General features: G+C 44.4%; 20 protein-coding genes. 11 read left to right on the top strand and 9 right to left on the bottom strand.

What is annotated here, in order from left to right:
- Position 1: 1 nt before the first annotated feature.
- The gene (locus ABIX36_RS04685; protein ID WP_348081005.1) at positions 2 to 1612 is read right to left on the bottom strand and encodes a mechanosensitive ion channel family protein; all 1611 of its coding nucleotides are present in this window, start codon (positions 1610 to 1612) and stop codon (positions 2 to 4) included.
- Positions 1613 to 1667: 55 nt separating this feature from the next.
- Entirely contained in the window at positions 1668 to 1994 is a 327-nt protein-coding gene (locus ABIX36_RS04690) for a hypothetical protein (protein ID WP_348081006.1), read from the bottom strand.
- A gap of 114 nt (positions 1995 to 2108) precedes the next feature.
- On the opposite strand from ABIX36_RS04690, the gene ABIX36_RS04695 reads away from it, so the two are divergent.
- The 8 genes from ABIX36_RS04695 (at position 2109) to pyrH (ending at position 9035) form a co-directional block, all read left to right on the top strand.
- Positions 2109 to 3134 carry an aldo/keto reductase gene (locus ABIX36_RS04695; protein ID WP_348081007.1) on the top strand — a complete coding sequence of 342 codons (1026 nt, stop codon included), beginning with the start codon at positions 2109 to 2111 and terminating at the stop codon, positions 3132 to 3134.
- Positions 3131 to 3910: a GDSL-type esterase/lipase family protein gene (locus tag ABIX36_RS04700; RefSeq protein WP_348081008.1), complete on the top strand. Its 780-nt coding sequence runs from the start codon at positions 3131 to 3133 to the stop codon at positions 3908 to 3910. The genes ABIX36_RS04695 and ABIX36_RS04700 overlap by 4 nt, the downstream gene beginning before the upstream one ends.
- A 418-nt stretch (positions 3911 to 4328) precedes the next feature.
- A complete protein-coding gene (gene rplM / locus ABIX36_RS04705; protein ID WP_348081009.1) occupies positions 4329 to 4766 on the top strand; it encodes a 50S ribosomal protein L13 in 438 nt (145 codons plus the stop codon).
- Between the two features lie 19 nt (positions 4767 to 4785).
- Positions 4786 to 5172 (top strand): 30S ribosomal protein S9, encoded by a 387-nt coding sequence (gene rpsI, locus ABIX36_RS04710; protein WP_348081010.1) that lies wholly within the window; start codon positions 4786 to 4788, stop codon positions 5170 to 5172.
- A gap of 21 nt (positions 5173 to 5193) precedes the next feature.
- Positions 5194 to 6057, top strand: a complete 864-nt coding sequence (gene rpsB, locus ABIX36_RS04715; protein ID WP_348081011.1) for a 30S ribosomal protein S2 — start codon at positions 5194 to 5196, stop codon at positions 6055 to 6057.
- 140 nt (positions 6058 to 6197) lie between these two features.
- The gene (gene tsf / locus ABIX36_RS04720; protein ID WP_128535166.1) at positions 6198 to 7049 is read left to right on the top strand and encodes a translation elongation factor Ts; all 852 of its coding nucleotides are present in this window, start codon (positions 6198 to 6200) and stop codon (positions 7047 to 7049) included.
- Between the two features lie 109 nt (positions 7050 to 7158).
- A complete protein-coding gene (gene nagA, locus ABIX36_RS04725) occupies positions 7159 to 8280 on the top strand; it encodes an N-acetylglucosamine-6-phosphate deacetylase (protein WP_348081012.1) in 1122 nt (373 codons plus the stop codon).
- Positions 8281 to 8330: 50 nt separating this feature from the next.
- Positions 8331 to 9035: a UMP kinase gene (gene pyrH, locus ABIX36_RS04730; RefSeq protein ID WP_348081013.1), complete on the top strand. Its 705-nt coding sequence runs from the start codon at positions 8331 to 8333 to the stop codon at positions 9033 to 9035.
- A gap of 182 nt (positions 9036 to 9217) precedes the next feature.
- Here pyrH and ABIX36_RS04735 read toward each other — a convergent pair whose 3' ends face one another.
- The 5 genes from ABIX36_RS04735 to ABIX36_RS04755 all read right to left on the bottom strand — a co-directional run bounded on the left by ABIX36_RS04735 (position 9218) and on the right by ABIX36_RS04755 (position 13457).
- Positions 9218 to 10972, bottom strand: coding sequence for an ABC transporter ATP-binding protein (locus tag ABIX36_RS04735; protein WP_348081014.1), 1755 nt, complete (start codon positions 10970 to 10972; stop codon positions 9218 to 9220).
- 218 nt (positions 10973 to 11190) lie between these two features.
- Positions 11191 to 11754 (bottom strand): ribosome recycling factor, encoded by a 564-nt coding sequence (gene frr / locus ABIX36_RS04740; RefSeq protein WP_348081015.1) that lies wholly within the window; start codon positions 11752 to 11754, stop codon positions 11191 to 11193.
- A 116-nt stretch (positions 11755 to 11870) separates the two neighbouring features.
- Positions 11871 to 12104: a lipocalin family protein gene (locus tag ABIX36_RS04745; RefSeq protein WP_348081016.1), complete on the bottom strand. Its 234-nt coding sequence runs from the start codon at positions 12102 to 12104 to the stop codon at positions 11871 to 11873.
- Between the two features lie 340 nt (positions 12105 to 12444).
- Positions 12445 to 12858: an RNA-binding protein gene (locus ABIX36_RS04750; protein ID WP_128535173.1), complete on the bottom strand. Its 414-nt coding sequence runs from the start codon at positions 12856 to 12858 to the stop codon at positions 12445 to 12447.
- A 146-nt stretch (positions 12859 to 13004) separates the two neighbouring features.
- Entirely contained in the window at positions 13005 to 13457 is a 453-nt protein-coding gene (locus ABIX36_RS04755; protein ID WP_348081017.1) for a 3-oxoacyl-ACP synthase, read from the bottom strand.
- A 718-nt stretch (positions 13458 to 14175) separates the two neighbouring features.
- On the opposite strand from ABIX36_RS04755, the gene ABIX36_RS04760 reads away from it, so the two are divergent.
- Positions 14176 to 14361, top strand: coding sequence for a hypothetical protein (locus ABIX36_RS04760; protein ID WP_348081018.1), 186 nt, complete (start codon positions 14176 to 14178; stop codon positions 14359 to 14361).
- Here ABIX36_RS04760 and ABIX36_RS04765 read toward each other — a convergent pair.
- Both ABIX36_RS04765 and ABIX36_RS04770 read right to left on the bottom strand, forming a co-directional pair.
- The gene (locus ABIX36_RS04765) at positions 14358 to 15398 is read right to left on the bottom strand and encodes a CapA family protein (protein WP_348081019.1); all 1041 of its coding nucleotides are present in this window, start codon (positions 15396 to 15398) and stop codon (positions 14358 to 14360) included. The two genes, ABIX36_RS04760 and ABIX36_RS04765, sit on opposite strands and share 4 nt — an antisense overlap.
- A 154-nt stretch (positions 15399 to 15552) precedes the next feature.
- On the bottom strand, positions 15553 to 16134 hold the full coding sequence (locus ABIX36_RS04770) for an NlpC/P60 family protein (RefSeq protein ID WP_348081020.1): 582 nt from the start codon (positions 16132 to 16134) through the stop codon (positions 15553 to 15555).
- Positions 16135 to 16906: 772 nt separating this feature from the next.
- Here ABIX36_RS04770 and pdhA point away from each other — a divergent pair.
- Both pdhA and ABIX36_RS04780 read left to right on the top strand, forming a co-directional pair.
- A complete protein-coding gene (pdhA, locus tag ABIX36_RS04775) occupies positions 16907 to 17902 on the top strand; it encodes a pyruvate dehydrogenase (acetyl-transferring) E1 component subunit alpha (protein ID WP_348081021.1) in 996 nt (331 codons plus the stop codon).
- Between the two features lie 34 nt (positions 17903 to 17936).
- Positions 17937 to 19658 carry a 2-oxo acid dehydrogenase subunit E2 gene (locus ABIX36_RS04780; RefSeq protein ID WP_348081022.1) on the top strand — a complete coding sequence of 574 codons (1722 nt, stop codon included), beginning with the start codon at positions 17937 to 17939 and terminating at the stop codon, positions 19656 to 19658.
- Positions 19659 to 19701 lie beyond the last annotated feature (43 nt).

Genomic DNA, 19701 nt, shown 5'->3' on the forward strand with positions numbered 1-19701 from the left:
GCTATTCAGATCTGTCGACTTTAAATCCCGGTGTTTTATAATCCTTATCCACATAATCGTTAGGGATCTGGATGTGGTTACCATCGCGCAGGGCGCTGTAATGCGGCGACATAATTTCTACGCCTGCCTCGTTAAACTTATCCTGTATGTTTTGGTGCAGCCGCGAGTATATCACCGCCATTTTATTGGGCTGATCGGTATAGGCGTTTACCTGGTAGCTCACGTTAAAATCGTTCAGGGCGGTTTGCAGCACAAAGGGGCTTGGTTCCGGCAATATACCTTCGGTGGATCTGGCGGCACTGATCATCAGGTTTTGTATTTGCTCCCACGGTGCATCGTAGCCTATGGTGATGGTAGTGTTTAATATCAGCCCTAAGGTTTTAGCGGTGGACGTGTAGTTTACCGTGTGCCCGCCCAGTACAGAGGCATTAGGGATGGTAATATCCTCGTTTTTAATGGTGCGGATCCGGGTAACCAACAGGTTCTTTTCGATAACATCGCCGGTGATCTCGCCAATTTTTACACGGTCGCCCAGTTTAAAGGGACGCATGTAAGTAAGCACAATACCTGATACCATGTTTGATATGGCCGACGATGAACCAAACGAAAACAACACCCCTAAAAACACCGTAACTCCCTGGAATATTTTAGAATCGGATCCCGGCAGGTAGGGGAATACCACCACAAACATAAAGGCATAAAGCAGCACTTTAATAATATTGTAGGTAGGCATGGCCCATTCAGGGTAAAAGCCATCTACGGCAAACGCACCCTGCTCAATTTCTTTGGCTATGAATTTTACCAGTTTTATAATGTAGTGGGTAACAATATATATCACCGCAATGGTGAGCATATTGGGGATATAATGTAAAAATGCCAGGGCGATGCTTTTCAGCGGGGTTAATACGTAGCCCAGCAATAGCGTGGCCATGGGCTTTGATGCCGGGAAAATAAAGAACAATACGGGCAGAGCCAGGTAAACCAACAGAATGATGATCACAAACCGTGTTATTCTCAGCAGGTTATTTATCAGCGGGAAAATACGATTGGCGTAACCCACCGGCGCGCCTTTGGCGGCCAGTTTATCCAGCCGGCTCTCCCAGGCTTTTATAATCTTCAACTTAAGCCAGCGGAAGGCACGGTTAACCGCCCATATAAAACATATCAGCAGTACAATTACGGCAACCGCCTCCAGTATGTTTATTACAATTTGCTTAATGCTGTTATTTTCAAAAACGTTCCCCAGTTTTTTCTTTAGGGTACTTAGGTAGCTGGCAGCTAATTGCGGGCGGTTAAGTTCGGTAAAGGCGGCATCCTGGTCGTTCAGCGCCAGTATCATTTGCGATTTGTAAAAGATTACCGATATGGAGGTGTCGTTTTTTACTGTGAGCGAATCGGGGTTAAAATCAATGCGGTTAAGCAGGCTGTTGATGCGGTGGGTAATAACTTCTGCACGTTCCTTCGGGTTAAACATCCCCTGCCCGGCATAAACTTTAAACAGCGTATCCTCGTTGATGACGATAGGCTCACCAGCCGCAGGCGCAACGTTTTGGGCACGCGCAGTAACCGAAGCGCATAATAACAGTATCGGCAAAAGGTATTTTATCCGCATCGGCGCTTTTTTATGTTAAAGCTAAAAATAAATATCCGGATATAGGCGGGTGGCTTTATCCTTCCAACACAAGGTCGGTACCTAAGCCGTTTGATAGGTCGTCGAATAAGCTGTTGAGGATGGATTCCACGGTTATCGAGTTTACATCATCCACGTAATGCTCATTGCGGGTTATCAAAAGCTGATCATCCTGAACTACAATATTGAATAGCACACCATCGTACAGGTCTGGCTGGGTGATGTCGATACCCCTTGGGGTGTTGGCTGTGGAAAACGAAATATCGCTTTGCCTTTGCTTTTGAAAAATGGGGTTCAGGCGTTCGTTGATATGCCTGAAAAGTTCGTCGGGGTTTACAGGTTTATGCAGTGTGATGATCTTCATAATATTGGTATTTGATATATTTACAATCGCCTGTACTTATTGTTTACGCGGCGCTTTTATTTAAGCCGCCAAAACAGGAGTTTTGCTTTAATCGTTCATCATAAAACTACCGCTATGAAATATAAATTATTGGGCCGCTCGGGCCTTAAGGTGTCCGAACTTTGCCTGGGTACCATGGGTTTTGGCACCGAAGCCGGCTGGGGAGCGGATGCTGCCACCAGTTTCGAAATTATGGACGCCTATGCTAACCAGGGCGGCAACTTTTTAGATACCGCCAATATGTACAAACTGGGCACCAGCGAAAAGATCATCGGCGATTACATCAGCAACCACGACCGCGATTATTTTGTGCTCGCCACAAAATACAGCTTAAAGGATAACATCACCAACCCCAACGCCAGCGGTAATAATCGCAAAAATATGATGCGCAGCGTGGAAGAAAGTCTTAAGCGCTTAAAGACAGATTTTATGGATGTACTATATCTACATATATGGGACGATATCACACCCATAGATGAAGTGCTCCGCGCAATGGACGACCTGATAAAGCAAGGGAAGGTAACCTATGCCGCCATCAGCGATACGCCCGCCTGGGTAGTTGCAAAAGGCAATACCCTTGCCGAACTGATGGGCTGGAGCCAGTTCATAGCCCTGCAGGTAGAATACAGCCTGCTTGCCCGCACCGCAGAACGCGAGCTGATCCCCATGGCCAAACACTTCGGCATGACGGTTACGCCATGGGCACCTTTAGCAGGCGGTGCCTTAACCGGTAAATATCTTAAAGGCGACAAGGGCCGCATAAAACCCGGAAGCAACCGCCTGAATGAGCGTGCCGAAAAGATAACCCGTGTAGTGATGGAAGTTGCGGAAGAACTCGGCGTATCCGAAAGCCACGTGGCCCTGCAATGGACCATGAGCAAAGGGTTCCAATGCATCCCCATAGTTGGCGCTACCAAAGTAGATCAGCTAAAAGATAACCTGAAAACAGTCGATGTAAAACTAAGCGCCGAACAGATCCAAAAACTGGATGATGCCAGTAAAATAGAATTAGGCTTCCCCGGTGATTTCTTTAACGAAGAGGCTGTGAAGATGAATTCTTTTGGCGGGTTTTACGATAGGGTGGAGAAGCGACAGGCATGAAAATAATAATTGTATATATATTGATCGCCTTTAGTTGTTTAATATCTAAACGGGCTTCCGCCCAAAGCCGTAATCTCAACATCGTCTACATCGGCAACAGCATTACCTTTGGTGCCGGTTTAGATAGCCCCGCCAAGCAAGCCCCGCCGGTAATTGCTTCGGCATGGCTGCAAAAGCAAAAAGGCATTGGTGCGGTCAACTTTAGCAACCAGGGGCATAGCGGCTATACCACACTTGATTTTTTGCCCGGCACGCCGGCATTTATTGCGGTAGAGCAAGCGGCGAAGGCGTTTAAGCCGGAGAATGCGCTGCTCATCTTCTCTATAAAAATAGGCACTAATGATAGCGCGGTTAAAGGCACACATGGCGCACCTGTTTCCATTGAGGATTACAGAACCAACTTAAAAGCGATAACCGATACCTTATTAAAACATTTCCCCAATGCTGTAGTGATTTACCAGCACCCTGTTTGGTATAGCCCTAACACTCAAAACGGCGCTACCTATTTGCAGGAGGGGTTAACCCGTTTGCAAACCTATATACCTGTAATAGATAAACTTGCAGCGGACTACTCAGCCAATCAGCCCAAGCATGTCTTCGTAGGCGATACCAAAGCATTCAAATACTTTGAAAAGAACTATCAAAGCGATTTCCAGGCGGAGCCGGGTAGGCAGGGGATATTTTATTTGCACCCCAATAAAAAGGGTGCCATTGCCTTAGGTGTATTTTGGGCGAAGGCGATATATAAGGCGGCGAAGGGAGTAACGAAGATTTAATGATAATTTATGTAGCCCTAATTATCATTAAATTTGCAAGAAAATATGTTAACCCTGCTTTTTTATAATATATTGGTTATGAGGCATTTAAAAAATAAAAAGTGAAATTGTGTTAAGTTGTGTTAACCCTGATTGCTGCCCATATAGCCATCGCAGAATAGCAATGGCGGAATCCGTAAAACCACTTTTTAAGAAAAGGGCCATCCGGGCCATCTAAGCCCGCTACTACTGAGGAAATCATTGTGCAATTATAGGAATTATAATTCGGTAACAGCACTTACAACCCACGTTCATAATTAACACAATAACCCTCTCAATAAAAAGCAAATACCATTTGTGAATTAAACTTTTAAGCGTATCTTTGCAGTCCCGTAATTACGGGGTATAGAATACGTTTAATAAATTTAATTTAAAGCAAGTGAATACGTTAAGTTACAAAACTGTCTCAGCCAACAAGAAAACCGTTAATAAAGAATGGGTTGTTGTTGATGCTAACAATGAGATTTTGGGGCGCTTGTGTACTAAGATCGCAATGATGATCAGAGGTAAGCACAAGCCAGGGTTCACCCCACACGTAGACTGCGGAGATAATGTAATAGTTATTAATGCAGACAAGGTTAAACTGACCGGAAACAAATTCAGCGAAAAGCAGTATGTTTCTTACACCGGTTACCCGGGTGGTCAGCGTTTCATTTCTCCAAAAGAGTTAATGGCGAAGCATCCTGAGCGTGTGATTGAAAAAGCCGTACGCGGTATGTTGCCTAAAAATCGTTTAGGCCGTGCTATTTACGGTAACCTGCATGTTTACGCAGGCGCAGAGCACCCTCACCAAGCTCAAAATCCAACAACCATTTAATTAAAAGGAGAAAAGAAAAATGCCAACAACTAACACTTCAGGCAGAAGAAAAACAGCAGTTGCCCGCATCTATTTAACTGATGGTGCAGGTGCTATTACCGTAAACGGTAAAGATTACAAAGAGTACTTCCCTACCTTACCTTTACAATACATCGTTATGCAAAGCACAGAAGTTTCTGGCTCGGCTGGTAAATTTGATGTAAAAGTAAACGTAGCGGGTGGTGGTGTAAAAGGACAGGCAGAAGCCGTTCGTTTAGCTATTGCGAAAGCTATTGTTGAACTGGATCCGGAGAAAAAACCGTCGTTACGCGCTAAAGGTTTAATGACACGTGATGACCGTATGGTTGAGCGTAAGAAACCAGGCCGTAAGAAAGCACGTAAGAAATTCCAATTCAGTAAACGCTAAAATTTTAGGAGGACAACAACAATGGCAAGAACAACATATCAGGATTTACTGGATGCAGGTGTACACTTTGGCCACCTTACCCGCAAATGGGACCCAAAAATGTCACAGTACATTTTTATGGAGCGCAACGGTATCCACATTATCGATTTAAATAAAACCTTATCAAAGGTTGAAGAAGCTGCTGCAGCTATAAAACAAATTGTAAAATCAGGCCGCAAGGTATTATTCGTAGCTACCAAGAAACAAGCTAAGGATATCGTTGCCGAGCATGCTAAAATGGTAAACATGCCTTTCATCACCGAACGTTGGTTGGGTGGTATGTTAACCAACTTTGCTACCGTACGTAAGTCGATCAAAAAGATGTCAAACATCGATAAATTGACAAAAGACGGTACTTACAGCAACCTTTCTAAAAAAGAAAGACTGATGATACAACGTGAGCGTATCAAATTAGAAACTTTGTTAGGTGGTATCTCGGATCTTAACCGTTTACCGGCAGCATTGTTCCTTATCGATGTTAAGAAAGAGCACATCGCTGTTTCTGAGGCATTGAAATTAAACATCCCGACTTTCGCGATGGTTGATACCAACTCTGATCCTTCTAACATCGATTTCCCTATCCCGGCGAATGACGATGCTACCAAATCAATTTCATTGATCACCGGTATTATCATCAAAGCTATCGAAGAAGGTTTAGAAGAGCGCAAACGCGATAAAGAAGATGAAACTGAAAAAGAAGCAGCTGCTGCTAAAGCAAAAGCTGATGCACCGGAAGTAGCAGATCGTTCTGCAGCAACTGATGGTGGCAAAAGAAGAAGGACTGCAGACGTTACAGCTGAAGCTGCTGAAACCGAAGCACCTGCTGCTGATTCAACAGAAGAATAATTTAAATTAAGTGTTGGGTTGTAAGTTGTGGGTTATAAGTGTTTATAACTACAGTTTACAACCCATAACTTTAACAGGCAAGTGAGAGTTTAACATAGGTTAACTCAAAACTCAAAACTTATAATTCAAAACTTAAGAATATGTCTACAGTACAAATATCTGCATCTGATGTAAACAAACTGCGCCAGCAAACCGGTGCAGGCATGATGGATTGCAAAAAAGCTTTAACTGAAACTAACGGTGATTTTGAAGCTGCTATTGATTTTTTAAGAAAAAAAGGTGCTAAAGTGGCTGCAAGCCGCCAGGACCGCGAATCTAACGAAGGTGTTGTTATTGCACGTACTTCAGAAGATTTCAAACGTGGTGTTGTGATCACCCTTAACTGCGAAACTGATTTCGTTGCTAAGAACGCTGAGTTCGTAGCTTTCGCTAACCAGATTGCTAACGCTGCTGTTGAAGGAAACCCTGCAAGCATCGAAGAGCTTTACGCTTTAGAAATTGACGTTGACAACAGCCGTGTTAAAATTGGTGATGCTATCATTGATAAAACAGGTAAAATTGGCGAAAAGATCGGCGTATCTAAATACGAAGTTATTGATGCTGAAAAAGTTGTTGCTTACATCCACGGTAACTTCCGTTTAGGGGTATTGGTTGGCTTAAGCAAAAACGTTGAAGGTGCTGATGAAGCAGGTAAAGACGTTGCAATGCAAATTGCTGCAATGAACCCGGTTGCTATTGATAAAGATGGTGTTGATGCATCAGTTATCGAACGCGAATTGGAAATTGCAAAAGACGTTATCCGTGCAGAAGGTAAACCAGAAGCAATGGTTGAAAAAATCGCTGCCGGTAAATTGAATAAATTCTACAAAGACTCAACCTTACTAAACCAGGAGTTTGTAAAAGACTCTTCGAAAAACGTAAGCCAGTTTTTAGATAGCATTGATAAGGGCCTCACTGTTACCGCCTTTAAGCGGATAGCTTTAGGAGCTTAAATTTATTATCCCCCTCGTTTATTAACGAGGGGGATTTTTTTTGCGATATTGTGCTCTCAACACGGCATTGCGTGGTACGAAGCAATGACGCACTAAAACAGAAAGGTTTATGATAACAGCACTTCATAATCTTAAGCTCGTCTCTAACGGTACCATCACCGATGGTAAAGCAGTTTTAATTTCCGGCGATAAGATCATCAATGTTATTGATGTATTTGCCATTCCCGAAGAAGCAAAAAAGAAAGACATGCAAGGCGCTTACCTTGCGCCGGGACTTATCGACCTACAGATATACGGTAGCGGCGGTAAACTATTCGCCGGCACGCCGGAAGTGGCCGCCTTAAAGCGTATGGAAGATGACTTGCTCAGCCAGGGCACCATTGGTTTCTTTGCTACCATTGCTACCAATACTAACGAAATTGTGGAGCAGGGGATAGCATCAGCCAAAGCTTTCAGAGTAGAGGCACGCGGCAATTTCTGGGGACTGCACCTGGAGGGGCCCTATTTAAACCCGGCAAAAAAAGGCGCGCATCCCGAAAAGTATATTAAGAAGGCAACGCTTGCCGAAATAAAAAGTTGGGTGGAAGAAGCGGACGGCGTGATAAAGATGATCACCATAGCACCGGAACTACAAGATCAGGAAGTAATAGATTACCTGCACGAGCAGGGTATCATCATCTCATCCGGCCACAGCAATGCCACTTATGAGCAGGGGAAAGCTTTCTTAAACAAACCCATCCCGGCGGTTACGCATTTATTTAACGCCATGCCCCAAATGCACCACCGTGAGCCTGGTTATATCCCGGCGATATTCGAGGAAAAACCATACACCAGCATCGTAGCCGATGGCAACCATGTGGATTGGCCGATGATACGCCTTGCCAAACGGGAACTGGGCGATAAATTATTCCTGATAACCGATGCCGTTACGGCAGCTAACGAAGGTGCTTACCAGCACCAACTGGTAGGCAATAAGTATGTAATGCCCGATGGTACACTCTCCGGATCGAGCCTGACGATGTTGAAGGCGGCGCAGAATTGCGTGGAGAATTGCGGGATAGCGCTTGCAGAGGCTATTAATATGGCTTCAAAATACCCGGCAGAATTAGCAAAGGCAAATAAAAACGGCCAGGTTGCGGCGGGTTTTTATGCCGACCTTATTGTGTTCGACAGCAATTACGGAGTTAAAGAAACCATCCTGAAAGGTGATTTCTTAACAGAGACTATATAAAATTTTAACAATACCATTAATTATCTATTTTTGACAAATCATCCCACCAAATGAAATACAAAAGAGTTCTCCTGAAGCTTAGCGGCGAATCCCTGATGGGGCAAAGACAGTATGGTATTGATAACAACCAGGTTTTGCAATACGCGCAAGACATCAAAGCTGTAAAAGAAAAAGGTATAGAGATAGCAGTTGTAGTTGGCGGTGGTAACATCTTCCGCGGACTAAGTGCCGAGAAAAGCGGCATGGAACGCGCCCAGGCAGATTATATGGGGATGCTTGCAACCGTTATAAACTGTATGGCTTTGCAAAATGCATTGGAAAGTGTTGGTGTAGAAACCCGCCTGCAGTCGGCTATAAAAATGGAACAGATCTGCGAACCATATATCCGCCGCCGTGCTATGCACCATTTGGAGTGCGGTAAGATTGTGATTTTTGGTGCCGGTACAGGTAACCCATATTTTACTACGGACACTGCTGCATCCCTTCGCGCTATTGAAATAAAGGCCGATGTGGTTTTAAAAGGAACCCGTGTAGATGGTATTTATACTGCCGACCCGGAGAAAGACCCAACCGCAACCCGTTACGACGAGATCTCCTTCCAGGAAGTATATGATAAAGGCTTAAACGTTATGGATATGACCGCCATCACCCTTTGCCAGGAAAATAAACTACCTATCATCGTATTCGATATGAACAAAGAAGGCAACTTTATGAAAATTGCCCAGGGCGAACCGATTGGAACGCTGGTAAAATAAAGAGTAACAAAAGAGGCGGAATGATTCTGCCTCTTTTGTTTACTACCACACGTCATGTTACTTGTTTCAACATCCCACACGGCAAGTAGCCACTATGCATAACCGCCTTGTATGCCTACACTTTGCAAATGGGTTGCCGAAATAAATTCGGCATGACGGTTAGGGTTTAGTAACTCCCAATTTTACACTTCTACCGTAAACTTCTCACCTATTTGTTGCCTCCACATGGCGTAGTATAGGCCCTTTTGGTCTATCAGATCGTGATGCCTTCCTTCTTCAATAATATGGCCTTTCTCCAGCACGAAGATCCTGTCGGCATGCATAATGGTGGATAGGCGGTGCGCTATCAGGATAGTGATATGATCGTTCAGCACGGACACATCGCGGATGGTATCGGTGATCTCTTCTTCGGTGATAGAATCTAATGAGGAAGTAGCCTCATCAAATACTAATATATCTGGCCTGCGCAGTAAAGCACGCGCAATAGATAGGCGTTGTTTTTCGCCACCGGAAACCTTTACACCACCTTCACCAATCACCGTATCCAGCCCTTTATCGGCACGGGCCAGTAAGGTTTGGCAGGCCGCGCGCTGCAAGACGTTCATACAATCTTCATCCGTAGCCTCTGGGCGTACAAAGAGTAAGTTCTCGCGGATAGTACCGGAGAATAGCTGCGTATCCTGTGTTACAAAACCGATCTTCTCGCGCAGCTGGTCCAGATCAATATCCTTGCTCAGGATATTGTTGTATGATACCTCACCTGCAAACGGCTGGTATAAGCCTACCAGTAATTTCACCAAAGTACTCTTGCCAGAGCCGGATGGCCCCACAAAGGCGATGGTTTGCCCGGCCGTAGTTTCGAAACTAATATGGTTTAGCGCGTTACGATTAGCGGTTAGGTGCTTAAAGCTAACATCGTCGAAAGTAAGTGTTGCTATTTTTTCGAGCAGTACAGGCTTCTCTGGTTTCTTGTCGATAGGCACACTTAAAATGCCTTTAAAATTGGCTAAGGATACCTCTGCTTCGCGCCAGCTTAATATAACGTTACCAAGTTCCTGTAGGGGATTAAACAGGAAGAACGAGTAAAATAGCAAGCTTAGGTATTGCCCGGGAGTGATGGTGGTCTCGAATATCAGGATCAATAACACCACCACCATACTGCTGCGTACCAGGTTAACGGTAGTGCCCTGTACAAAACTCATGCTTCGTACATATTTTACCTTTTTCAATTCCAGGTCGAGGATTTTGTAGGTAGTATTATTCAGGCGTTCTATTTCCTGTTTCGCCAGCCCAAGGCTTTTTACCAGTTCGATGTTCCTTAACGATTCGGTTGTGGAACCGGCGAGTGCGGTAGTTTCGCCCACTATTTTTTTCTGGATCACCTTTATTTTACGGCTCAATACCATACTTACAAAGGCGATGATAGGGATAGCTGCTAAATAAACCAGTGTTACTTTGTAGCTGATGCTCAACGAGTAGAAGATAACAAACAACATACCGGTAAGGCTAACAAACAAAATGCTGATGAACGAGGTGATAAACTTTTCACAATCTAAGCGTACCTTTTGCAAAATGCCCAGTGTTTCGCCGCTGCGCTGGTCTTCAAAAACCTGGTAGGGCAATTCCAACGAATGCCTTAAACCATCGGCATACATTTTAGCACCCACTTTTTGGGTAATAATGCTGGTATAATAATCCTGGAAGTTTTTGGCTATACGCGATACCATGGCCACGCCAATAGCCGCACCCACAAACGTTAAGGCAGCCATTAAATAGCCGTGGTAAGTATAATGAGCACGGCCACCAATAACTTTATCAAGTATACGGCCACTGATGTAAGGATCGAGTAAGGAGAAACCGATGTTGATGCCGGCAAGCAGAAGTGCAATAATTACAATTCCGCGGTAATTTTTTAAGTAGGATAAGAGTATGTTCATTAATACAAAACTAAAAAAAGGGAACGGCTAAGAAGCTCATTCCCTTTAATTTGACAATGCCGTTAAGTAAGCTGCCGTATTTTTCTGGATTGTATTGAATTTACGAATGTTAAGCCAGGCACTAAATTCGTGACATTAGCTTCTGTTCGTGAAATCCGTGTCAATAAAAAAGGGAACACCTTTACGGCCATTCCCTTCTCCAAGCAGTTTAAGCAAACTTAAACCGTCATAATATCTTTTTCCTTAGCTTCTGATAGCTGATCTACTTTAATAATGTAGGCATCCGTTAGTTTCTGCACTTCGGCTTCGCCAACTTTTATCTCATCTTCAGATACGCCTTCGGTTTTTAATTTTTTAATTTTCTCGTTAGCATCCTTACGAATGTTACGCACGGCAACTTTACCGGTTTCAGCTTCACCTTTCGCTTTTTTAACCAGATCGCGGCGGCGCTCTTCGGTAAGTGGTGGTACGTTGATACGGATGATGATGCCATCATTTTGCGGGTTAACGCCCAGATTGGCTTCTTTAATGGCTTTCTCTATCAGTGGCAGCAGGTTTTTCTCCCATGGCTGCACTATAATGGTGCGCGCATCGGGCGTATTTACGCTGCCTACCTGGCTAAGCGGGGTAGCTGTGCCATAATAGTCAATACTGATATCATCCAGCATGCTTGGGTTTGCCTTTCCTGCGCGTATTTTGGTTAATTCGCTATCTGCGTGTGCAATTGCTTTATCCATTAAAGCTTTTGCATCAGTTACTTGTTTTTTAATGAGTTCGCTCATTGTTTAAGATTTTTGACAAAAATAATAAAAAGTATCAAAGCCCCTAATTAAAGGTTTTACCCGCAACGCGTTTTATGCAAGTAATTTAGTTAATTGGTTTTGAGATAAGCAACAGATTAAACGCCGCCGTGTTTTTGCGACACCAGTTTTTCTACCGGGTAGCCCATAGCTTTGCATCTGGCAACCAGTTCGTCGTGTGTTTTTTTGCTGATGGATGACTTCCGGCTCATAATAAAAAGGAATTTATGATCTGGGTAGCCGACTACTACGTAGGAGTAATCGTCGGCGAGATCCTCTTTTTTACACTTCGTTAAAACATCGGAATAGGCTTTCCCGGTTGCCTTTATCAAATAGGGTAGAGAGTGGCGAGTACCAGGTGCCTGCAGAACGTTTAATACCTACCTGGGCGACCGGTTTATTGGGGATGACCGTAAAGCTGTAAATAAGATGAGCACTATGGCGCATATCGTTTTCATACTTAAAAACGAAATTGCGGAAAGGACGGCCTTATTGCGCCAGTTTAATTTTAAGGAAAGAGATAGCGTACGGCGAAAAATCCTGCTGTGAAAGGAAAATAACCGGGACCATAGCGCATAAAAAATCACGCCACCAAGATGTATGAAAGCGTGCAAGTAAAATACGTTAGCAAAGCGCTGGTTGAAACAGCGCTTTGCTAACGTATTTAAAGAATTACCAACGGCTACCGCCGCCGCCGCCGCCTCTGCTATCTTTTGAGTAGCCGCCGCCACCGCCGCTACCGCCACCTCTGCTGTCTCTTGAGTAGCCACCGCCACCGCCGCCACGGTTACCACCGCCACCGCCGTAACCGCCGCCGCCACCACCGCTTCTGCGATCGCCCGGTTTTTTGTCTTCAGCCTGGCTAACCGCAATTGAGCGGCCGCTAACTTCAGAACCGTTTAGGCCAGAAATTGCTTTTTGAGCTGCTTCATCGTCAGACATTTCAACAAATCCAAAGCCTTTGCTGCGGCCAGATTCTCTGTCAATAATAATTTTAACGGTGGTTACTTCACCATAAGCTTCAAAAAGCTCTTTTAAATCTGCTTCCTCTAAAGAGTAAGGAAGGCTTCCTACGAATATGTTCATCAAAAAATTAGTTTAGTAATGATCAGTTTTTCTTCCTGTCATTTTATTGTTTACACCAAATATAGAATAGATATTAATCACTTGTACAATAATTTATCAAACTACTGCCTTTATTTTACTAAAAAGCGCCATTTATGGCTGTTTTTTCAAAAAACAGAGCTGATGGAGTAGCTTTTACCGTTCAAGTTAAATTCTTGTCCCTCGGTTTTACCCTTTAATTTAAGGCCTATTGGGGACGCCGGCGACACCGCAAAGTAGTTTTTGCCATCCAGCAGCAGGTTGCCGGCACTTATGGCGATGTAAAAGTCTCCGTTATTGGTAGTTACAAGGCTGCCCGTATCGGCAATGGAGGCAGTGCCCTTAAAACTTACCTGGTTTAACGCCACCATTAGTTTGTTGGCCTCGTTCAACTGGGCCAGGTTGCGGTTGGTTTCCTGCTGGGCCATTTCGCGCCCGGTTTCATATTTGTCGCCGGCGCTGCTTTTGGTATCGTTGTTGGCGGCTTGCTGTGCTTCGGCTATGGCCTGTTCGGCGGCTTGCATGCGGCCTTTTACATAGGCAACACACAGTGCATGCAGCTTCTCCTTTATATCGCTCATTTTGGTTATCCTGAAAAAACGAAGATGCTAAATAAAACGGCAATCAAAACGGCTTAAAAAATAAAAGCCCCCGTGCACTCGCTGCCGGGGACTTTCAACCTAAACCTTATCACAATTATAAGTGCGGATGCACTTATGCTGTTTTAAACGAAATGTATTGCCCAAATGTTGTGTAAAGCCATCTCAAATTACTTACAAATGATAAAATCTTTTTAATTTTTTAGTCCCCCGGTCAAACAATCCGGTAAAAAAAATATTATCAGCATTGTTGCGTTTGGCAATTTTGCCGCGTAATGGAAGATACATAACCGACATACATGATCAAGCATATTAAACAAAGTGCTTTAAAAGGATATACATTTACATTAATACTGCTTTCTATCCTGCTGATATTAATGGGGCTTTTTGCGGTGGTGCCATTAAGATAAATTGGAGTTTATCTTTTACGCGAATTTGCTTGCGTTTAAATTTGAGGGACTGGTATAATTTTACCTAATTCTAACCGGGCCTTTCTACAGCCGGGTCTTCGCTATAGTTTCTTACCTGCTCAATATTAGGCTCCGGCTGATATTTGCATCATTCTTTTCCCCTAACACAAAACTATGGCAATAAGCATTGGCGGTCGTTGCTGTTTTAGCCGGGTAGCCAAAACAAACCACCACCAATTTGGTTAATAGCTGTACATCTTTTACACACAACAATTTAACCTGTTAAAATCATGAATTTAAAAAGAACTTTTGGAGCAGTACTTACCGTACTTGGCATAATAGGCCTCATCTGGACCGGCGTTGAAGTAATCAACAAAAGCGGGCAGGTTACAACTATGATAGTTGTGGGCGTTATTTCTATAATATTTTTCACTACCGGCATAAGCCTGGTACGCAACACTAAGGACGAAGCTTAATTTAAGGCAGTGGGCATGATCACCCCGGTTTCGGAAATGGTTAGGCCCGCTTGCTCAAAATCATTTTCGGTAAGTGTTTTGATACGGCGGGAGGCGCGATTAAGCGTGTCGCGAAGCAGTCCTTTGTCGTGCGATTGCTTATAGGATACTATCTGGCCACTTAAAAACTGGCCTTTTTTGTTGATTCGTAATTTAAGCATCGGTGCCAGCCCGCAAATGCCCGATACGCTTACGCTGCGGTAGGTGCAAAAATTGCCGAGGCTGTAAGCGATCAGCCTGTTTTTGTATAATTCCATCGCGCGGCTTACGTGTGGGCCATTCCCTAAAATAACATCTGCCCCGGCATCAATAGCCGCGTGTGCAAAGGCATTTACGTTGCCCCGGCGTTCGCCGTTGTAAGATTCGGGCACGCAGGGTACGTGCTCAAAATCAACACCTTCGCCGCCGCCATGGAACGATACGATCACTACGTCGCTTTGCTGTTTCAACTCCTTTATAATAGCCGACGCTCCTTTAATATCCAGTAAAGATACCGTTTGGCTGTTAGGCGAGAACGCGCAAAACCCGTATCTAATCCCATTTAAGGTAAAGGCTTTTGTTGGCGATGTTTTTAATCCTGCATAGTGGATGCCCAGACTATCTAAGATCTTTGCGGTATTAACGCGGCCCTTCAACCCAAAATCGTTGCTGTGATTATTGGCCACGCTTAAAATATCAAAGCCCGCATCTTTAAAAATCCCGCCATAATGCTCGGGCATTTTAAACAGGTAGGGCTTGCTGCGGAACTTTAGCTTCATGGCAGCAGGGGCGCCGCTATCTATTAGTGCACCTTCCAGGTTGCCAAAGGCGATATCGGCTTCGCGCAGGTCTTTCAAGGCATATTTAAAGCTATTCTTCCCGCTATCGGGCGGTAAATTATTGCTGTTTGGATAGGCTGTGCCCAGCATCATATCGCCAACAGCGGCAATGTTAATAACGGTGTCTGCAGGTGGGGCGGCAATGGGATCAACTGCAACGGGCTCTGCTATCGGTTCCACTTTGGCAAACCGGTGTGCAGTGGGATTGTTGCAGCCCATAAACAGGAGACTTGAGCAAAAAAGCAAAGTGAGTGTTAAACCTGATTTCATGGCAAAAAAAATCCCTCCATATTAGGATGGAGGGATTGGGGAATTATAAATAATTTAGGTTTAATCAATTATTATCTGGTCCGGGCTGGTCCGCACTGCTGCTGGTCAATTCGTTTTTAAACGACTCCAACATGCGGCCCCCTTTGTAAAAGTAACGGCTGTAATAAGCATCATCAAGGCTGCTGATAGCTACACCACGAGATGAAGCATGCGCGAACCTATTATTGCCTAAGTATATACCAACATGCGAAATGCTGCGGCTGTGTATTTTAAAGAAAACCAGGTCGCCTTCTTTCAGATCATCTTTACCCACCGGGTTAACCATGCTGAAGATATCGCGGGAATTGCGGCGGATAGCTAAATTAAAAACATCGCTATACAATTGCTTGGTAAATGCTGAGCAATCTATTCCTTTTCTTGAGCTGCCGCCGAAACGGTAAGGAGTACCTATCCAATCGTGCACGAAATTGAAAAGTTTCATGTTTGAGGTAGCCGATAAGGCCACGCCCATAATTTGTGAAAGATAATCTTTAGCTAATGACTCCTGATCGTCAGGTTCGACAGATGGAGCTGGAACACTTTTTGTTTGAGCCTGTGCGGCTAAAACGCTCATAAATAATGCAATAGCAAGTGCGAGTTTCTTCATTTAATCCCGTTTTTTGTTGCAATTAGGACAACAAATGTATATTAAATCAGACGGTGTGTCTATTGTTCAATACAAATCTATATAAATATTCTAAACCACCAAATAAATAATGAAATTAATTTCATGTTCGTTGCGGTAAATAATATTAACCAATGTTAATAAAGTTATCGTTGAAGTAAATATTTATGGAGCTATTAAACGATTAAACAGTTAATTTTCAATGACTAAGATTTTTTACCCTCTTGGCCTGGCAAAAGTATAAAATGTGGAAAAAAAATCAATTTTTAATTTTTCCCGCGACTATCAAAATAAAGGGCCATTTACAAGTTTTTACCACAAACGCCCGTGAACTCCGCAGATTTGTAAATAGCCTGTTGTTGATGTTTATGACCGTTGGACGCCCCTGGTTAGATACGTCCGCGTTTTTCCACATTATTTCTACGGCTAAAGGGCAACCAGGTAACCGATTGAACCCCAATAAAGGAATATCTGTCGAATAAGACAGCACGATGCATGTTTAGCTTTGAAAGTCATCCATCATAACTAAACTACTTGCGAAAAGATTATTGCGGGAAAGCAATATATTGCATTGCGGCAAAGCGTATTAATTACACACTGTCCAAATGATATTCTGCTTTTGACGAAATCTGCGTTTTTGGCGTAAAAAGGTTACATTCATGTTAAATAAATCTTTACAACAAATTCATTGCGGTTTCGGTTATTTGCGAGATATAATTAGATTTGCACATTCTCTTAGAATTGTTTTTAACAAATGAGTTCAATCGAAATAACGAAAGACACCTACCTGATGTGGTATGAGTCCATGCTCCTGATGCGTAAGTTTGAAGAAAAAACTGGCCAATTATATGGGCAGCAAAAAATACGCGGATTTTGTCACCTGTACATTGGGCAGGAAGCAGTGTTGGCCGGCGCCATGTCGGTTATGCGCCACGAAGACAGTATGATCACTGCCTATCGCGACCACGCACATGCTTTGGCAAAAGGTACACATCCAAACGCTATTATGGCCGAGATGTATGGTAAAGCAACCGGCTGCTCAAAAGGCAAAGGCGGCTCCATGCACATGTTCGACAAAGAAAACCATTTTTATGGCGGGCATGGTATTGTAGGCGGTCAGATCCCTATGGGTGCAGGTGTAGCTTTTGCTGAAAAGTATAAAGGTACCGATAACGTTAACATTGCCTATATGGGCGATGGTGCCGTACGCCAGGGTGCATTAACCGAAGCCTTTAATATGGCCGCGCTATGGAAACTCCCGGTAATTTTTGTTTGCGAAAACAATGGTTATGCCATGGGTACATCTGTAGAGCGTACCACCATACAAACAGATATTTACAAATTGGGCTTGCCTTACGGGATCCCCTCATCGCCTGTTGATGGTATGGACCCGGTTGCAGTACACAACGCTATGGACGAGGCTATCTCACGCGCGCGCCGCGGCGAAGGGCCAACCTTCCTGGAAATGCGTACCTACCGTTTCAAAGGCCACTCGATGAGCGATCCGCAAAAGTACCGCACCAAAGAAGAGTTGGAAAGCTACAAAGCAAAAGACCCTATTGAAGTGGTAAAACTCGCTATACAAAAAGAAGGCTATGCTAACGACCAATGGTTTGAAGAAATTGAAGCTAAAATAAAAGCACAGGTAGATGAATCGGTGAAATTTGCCGAAGAGTCGCCATGGCCTGAGGCATCGGAACTTTATACCGATGTTTACGTGCAGCAGGACTACCCTTACATTCGCGACTAATTATTATACCTAAAATATTAACAACAAACAGTATATGGCTGAAGTAGTTAAAATGCCCAAAATGAGCGATACCATGACCGAAGGGGTATTGGCAAAATGGCATAAAAAAGTTGGCGACAAGGTGAAATCGGGCGATGTTTTAGCCGAGATAGAAACCGATAAAGCCACTATGGATTTTGAATCGTACCAGGACGGCACCTTGCTTTACATAGGTGTGGAAGAGGGCAACGCTGTACCTGTTGATACTGTTATAGCAGTTTTAGGTAAAGAAGGCGAAGACTATAAAGCTTTGTTAGACGGAGCAGCATCTGCGCCGGCCGCACCAGCCGCCGAAGAAAAAGCGCCTGAAGCTGCTAAGCCAGAAGAAAAGCCTGCTACCGCAACTGCTGACGCGAAACCTGCTGCCCCTGTTGAAGCAAAACCGAAGGTCGATCTATCGAGCATCCCGGCTGCCGTTATACGCATGCCATTGCTTAGCGATACCATGACCGAAGGCACTATTGAAAAATGGTACTTTAAAGTTGGCGATACTGTAAAGGCAGATGATTCACTTGCTGATGTGGCAACCGATAAGGCTACCATGGAAGTTGTGGGCTACGAAGCTGGTACACTGTTATATATAGGTGTTAAAGAAGGCGAAGCTGCCCTTGTGAATGGCATTATAGCTATTGTAGGTAAAGCCGGTACAGATATCACCCCGTTATTGGATGGTGGTGCCGATGCACCGGCCGCCGAAGCTGCGCCAGCCGCAGAAGAAGCCGCACCCGCTGCAACTTCAGACGCTGCACCACCCGCTACCGCAACTGGTTCTACCGAAGATGATAGCCGTGTAAAGGCATCACCTTTAGCACGTAAAATTGCAAAAGATAAAGGCATTAACCTTAACGATGTAAAAGGCAGCGCAGATGGCGGCCGCATTATTAAGAAAGATATAGAAAGCTTTACACCATCGGCTGCTGCCGCACCACAGGCCCAGCCTGCTGCTGCAAGTGCTGCACCTGCCGCCGCGGCTTCATCAGCTCCGGCTGCTGCACCAGCAAAAGCACCTGTTGTATTGCCAACCTTTACAGGCGAAGAGAAATTTAGCGAGCGTGCTGTTACGCAAATGCGTAAGGCCATCAGCCGCAGATTATCTGAGAGCCTGTTCACCGCGCCGCACTTCTACGTTACCATGTCGATAGATATGGACCAGGCGATCATCGCCCGTGGTAAAATGAACGATGTAGCTCCGGTTAAGATCTCCTTTAACGATTTTGTATTGAAAGCCTGCGCGGTTGCCTTAAAACAACACCCTGCAATCAATTCATCGTTCCTGGGCGATAAGATCCGCACTAACGAGCATGTACATATTGGCGTAGCCGTAGCGGTAGACGAAGGCCTGCTGGTACCGGTTATTAAATTTGCCGATGGTAAATCGCTTAGCCATATCTCGCAAGAGGTGAAAGAGTTTGCCGGTAAAGCCAAAGGAAAAAAACTGCAGCCTGCTGAAATGGAAGGCTCTACCTTCACCATATCAAACCTTGGTATGTTTGGTGTAGACGAGTTTACCGCCATTATTAACACACCAAACGCGTGTATCCTTGCGGTAAGCGGTATACAAGCGGTTCCTGTTGTTAAGAATGGCGCGGTAGTACCGGGTAACGTAATGAAGGTTACGCTAAGCGCAGATCACCGCGTGGTTGATGGCGCATCAGCAGCCGCATTCCTGCAAACACTAAAATCAATGCTGGAAGAACCGGTAAGGATGATGATATAATTTTTTCGGACGAAGGACGAGAGGACAAAAGATAAAAGACGAA

Origin of the sequence: Mucilaginibacter sp. (genome assembly GCF_039925265.1) — a bacterium.
In the GTDB taxonomy this organism is placed as follows: domain Bacteria; phylum Bacteroidota; class Bacteroidia; order Sphingobacteriales; family Sphingobacteriaceae; genus Mucilaginibacter.

Coding starts and splice junctions, on each gene's coding strand:
- ABIX36_RS04755 (WP_348081017.1), bottom strand. CDS start 13,457: ATGAGCGATATAAAGGAGAAGCTGCATGCACTGTGTGTTGCCTATGTA.
- nagA (WP_348081012.1), top strand. CDS start 7,159: ATGATAACAGCACTTCATAATCTTAAGCTCGTCTCTAACGGTACCATC.
- ABIX36_RS04695 (WP_348081007.1), top strand. CDS start 2,109: ATGAAATATAAATTATTGGGCCGCTCGGGCCTTAAGGTGTCCGAACTT.
- ABIX36_RS04750 (WP_128535173.1), bottom strand. CDS start 12,858: ATGAACATATTCGTAGGAAGCCTTCCTTACTCTTTAGAGGAAGCAGAT.
- pdhA (WP_348081021.1), top strand. CDS start 16,907: ATGAGTTCAATCGAAATAACGAAAGACACCTACCTGATGTGGTATGAG.
- ABIX36_RS04780 (WP_348081022.1), top strand. CDS start 17,937: ATGGCTGAAGTAGTTAAAATGCCCAAAATGAGCGATACCATGACCGAA.
- ABIX36_RS04685 (WP_348081005.1), bottom strand. CDS start 1,612: ATGCGGATAAAATACCTTTTGCCGATACTGTTATTATGCGCTTCGGTT.
- rpsI (WP_348081010.1), top strand. CDS start 4,786: ATGCCAACAACTAACACTTCAGGCAGAAGAAAAACAGCAGTTGCCCGC.
- pyrH (WP_348081013.1), top strand. CDS start 8,331: ATGAAATACAAAAGAGTTCTCCTGAAGCTTAGCGGCGAATCCCTGATG.
- ABIX36_RS04760 (WP_348081018.1), top strand. CDS start 14,176: ATGAATTTAAAAAGAACTTTTGGAGCAGTACTTACCGTACTTGGCATA.
- ABIX36_RS04700 (WP_348081008.1), top strand. CDS start 3,131: ATGAAAATAATAATTGTATATATATTGATCGCCTTTAGTTGTTTAATA.
- ABIX36_RS04690 (WP_348081006.1), bottom strand. CDS start 1,994: ATGAAGATCATCACACTGCATAAACCTGTAAACCCCGACGAACTTTTC.
- rpsB (WP_348081011.1), top strand. CDS start 5,194: ATGGCAAGAACAACATATCAGGATTTACTGGATGCAGGTGTACACTTT.
- frr (WP_348081015.1), bottom strand. CDS start 11,754: ATGAGCGAACTCATTAAAAAACAAGTAACTGATGCAAAAGCTTTAATG.
- ABIX36_RS04735 (WP_348081014.1), bottom strand. CDS start 10,972: ATGAACATACTCTTATCCTACTTAAAAAATTACCGCGGAATTGTAATT.
- tsf (WP_128535166.1), top strand. CDS start 6,198: ATGTCTACAGTACAAATATCTGCATCTGATGTAAACAAACTGCGCCAG.
- ABIX36_RS04770 (WP_348081020.1), bottom strand. CDS start 16,134: ATGAAGAAACTCGCACTTGCTATTGCATTATTTATGAGCGTTTTAGCC.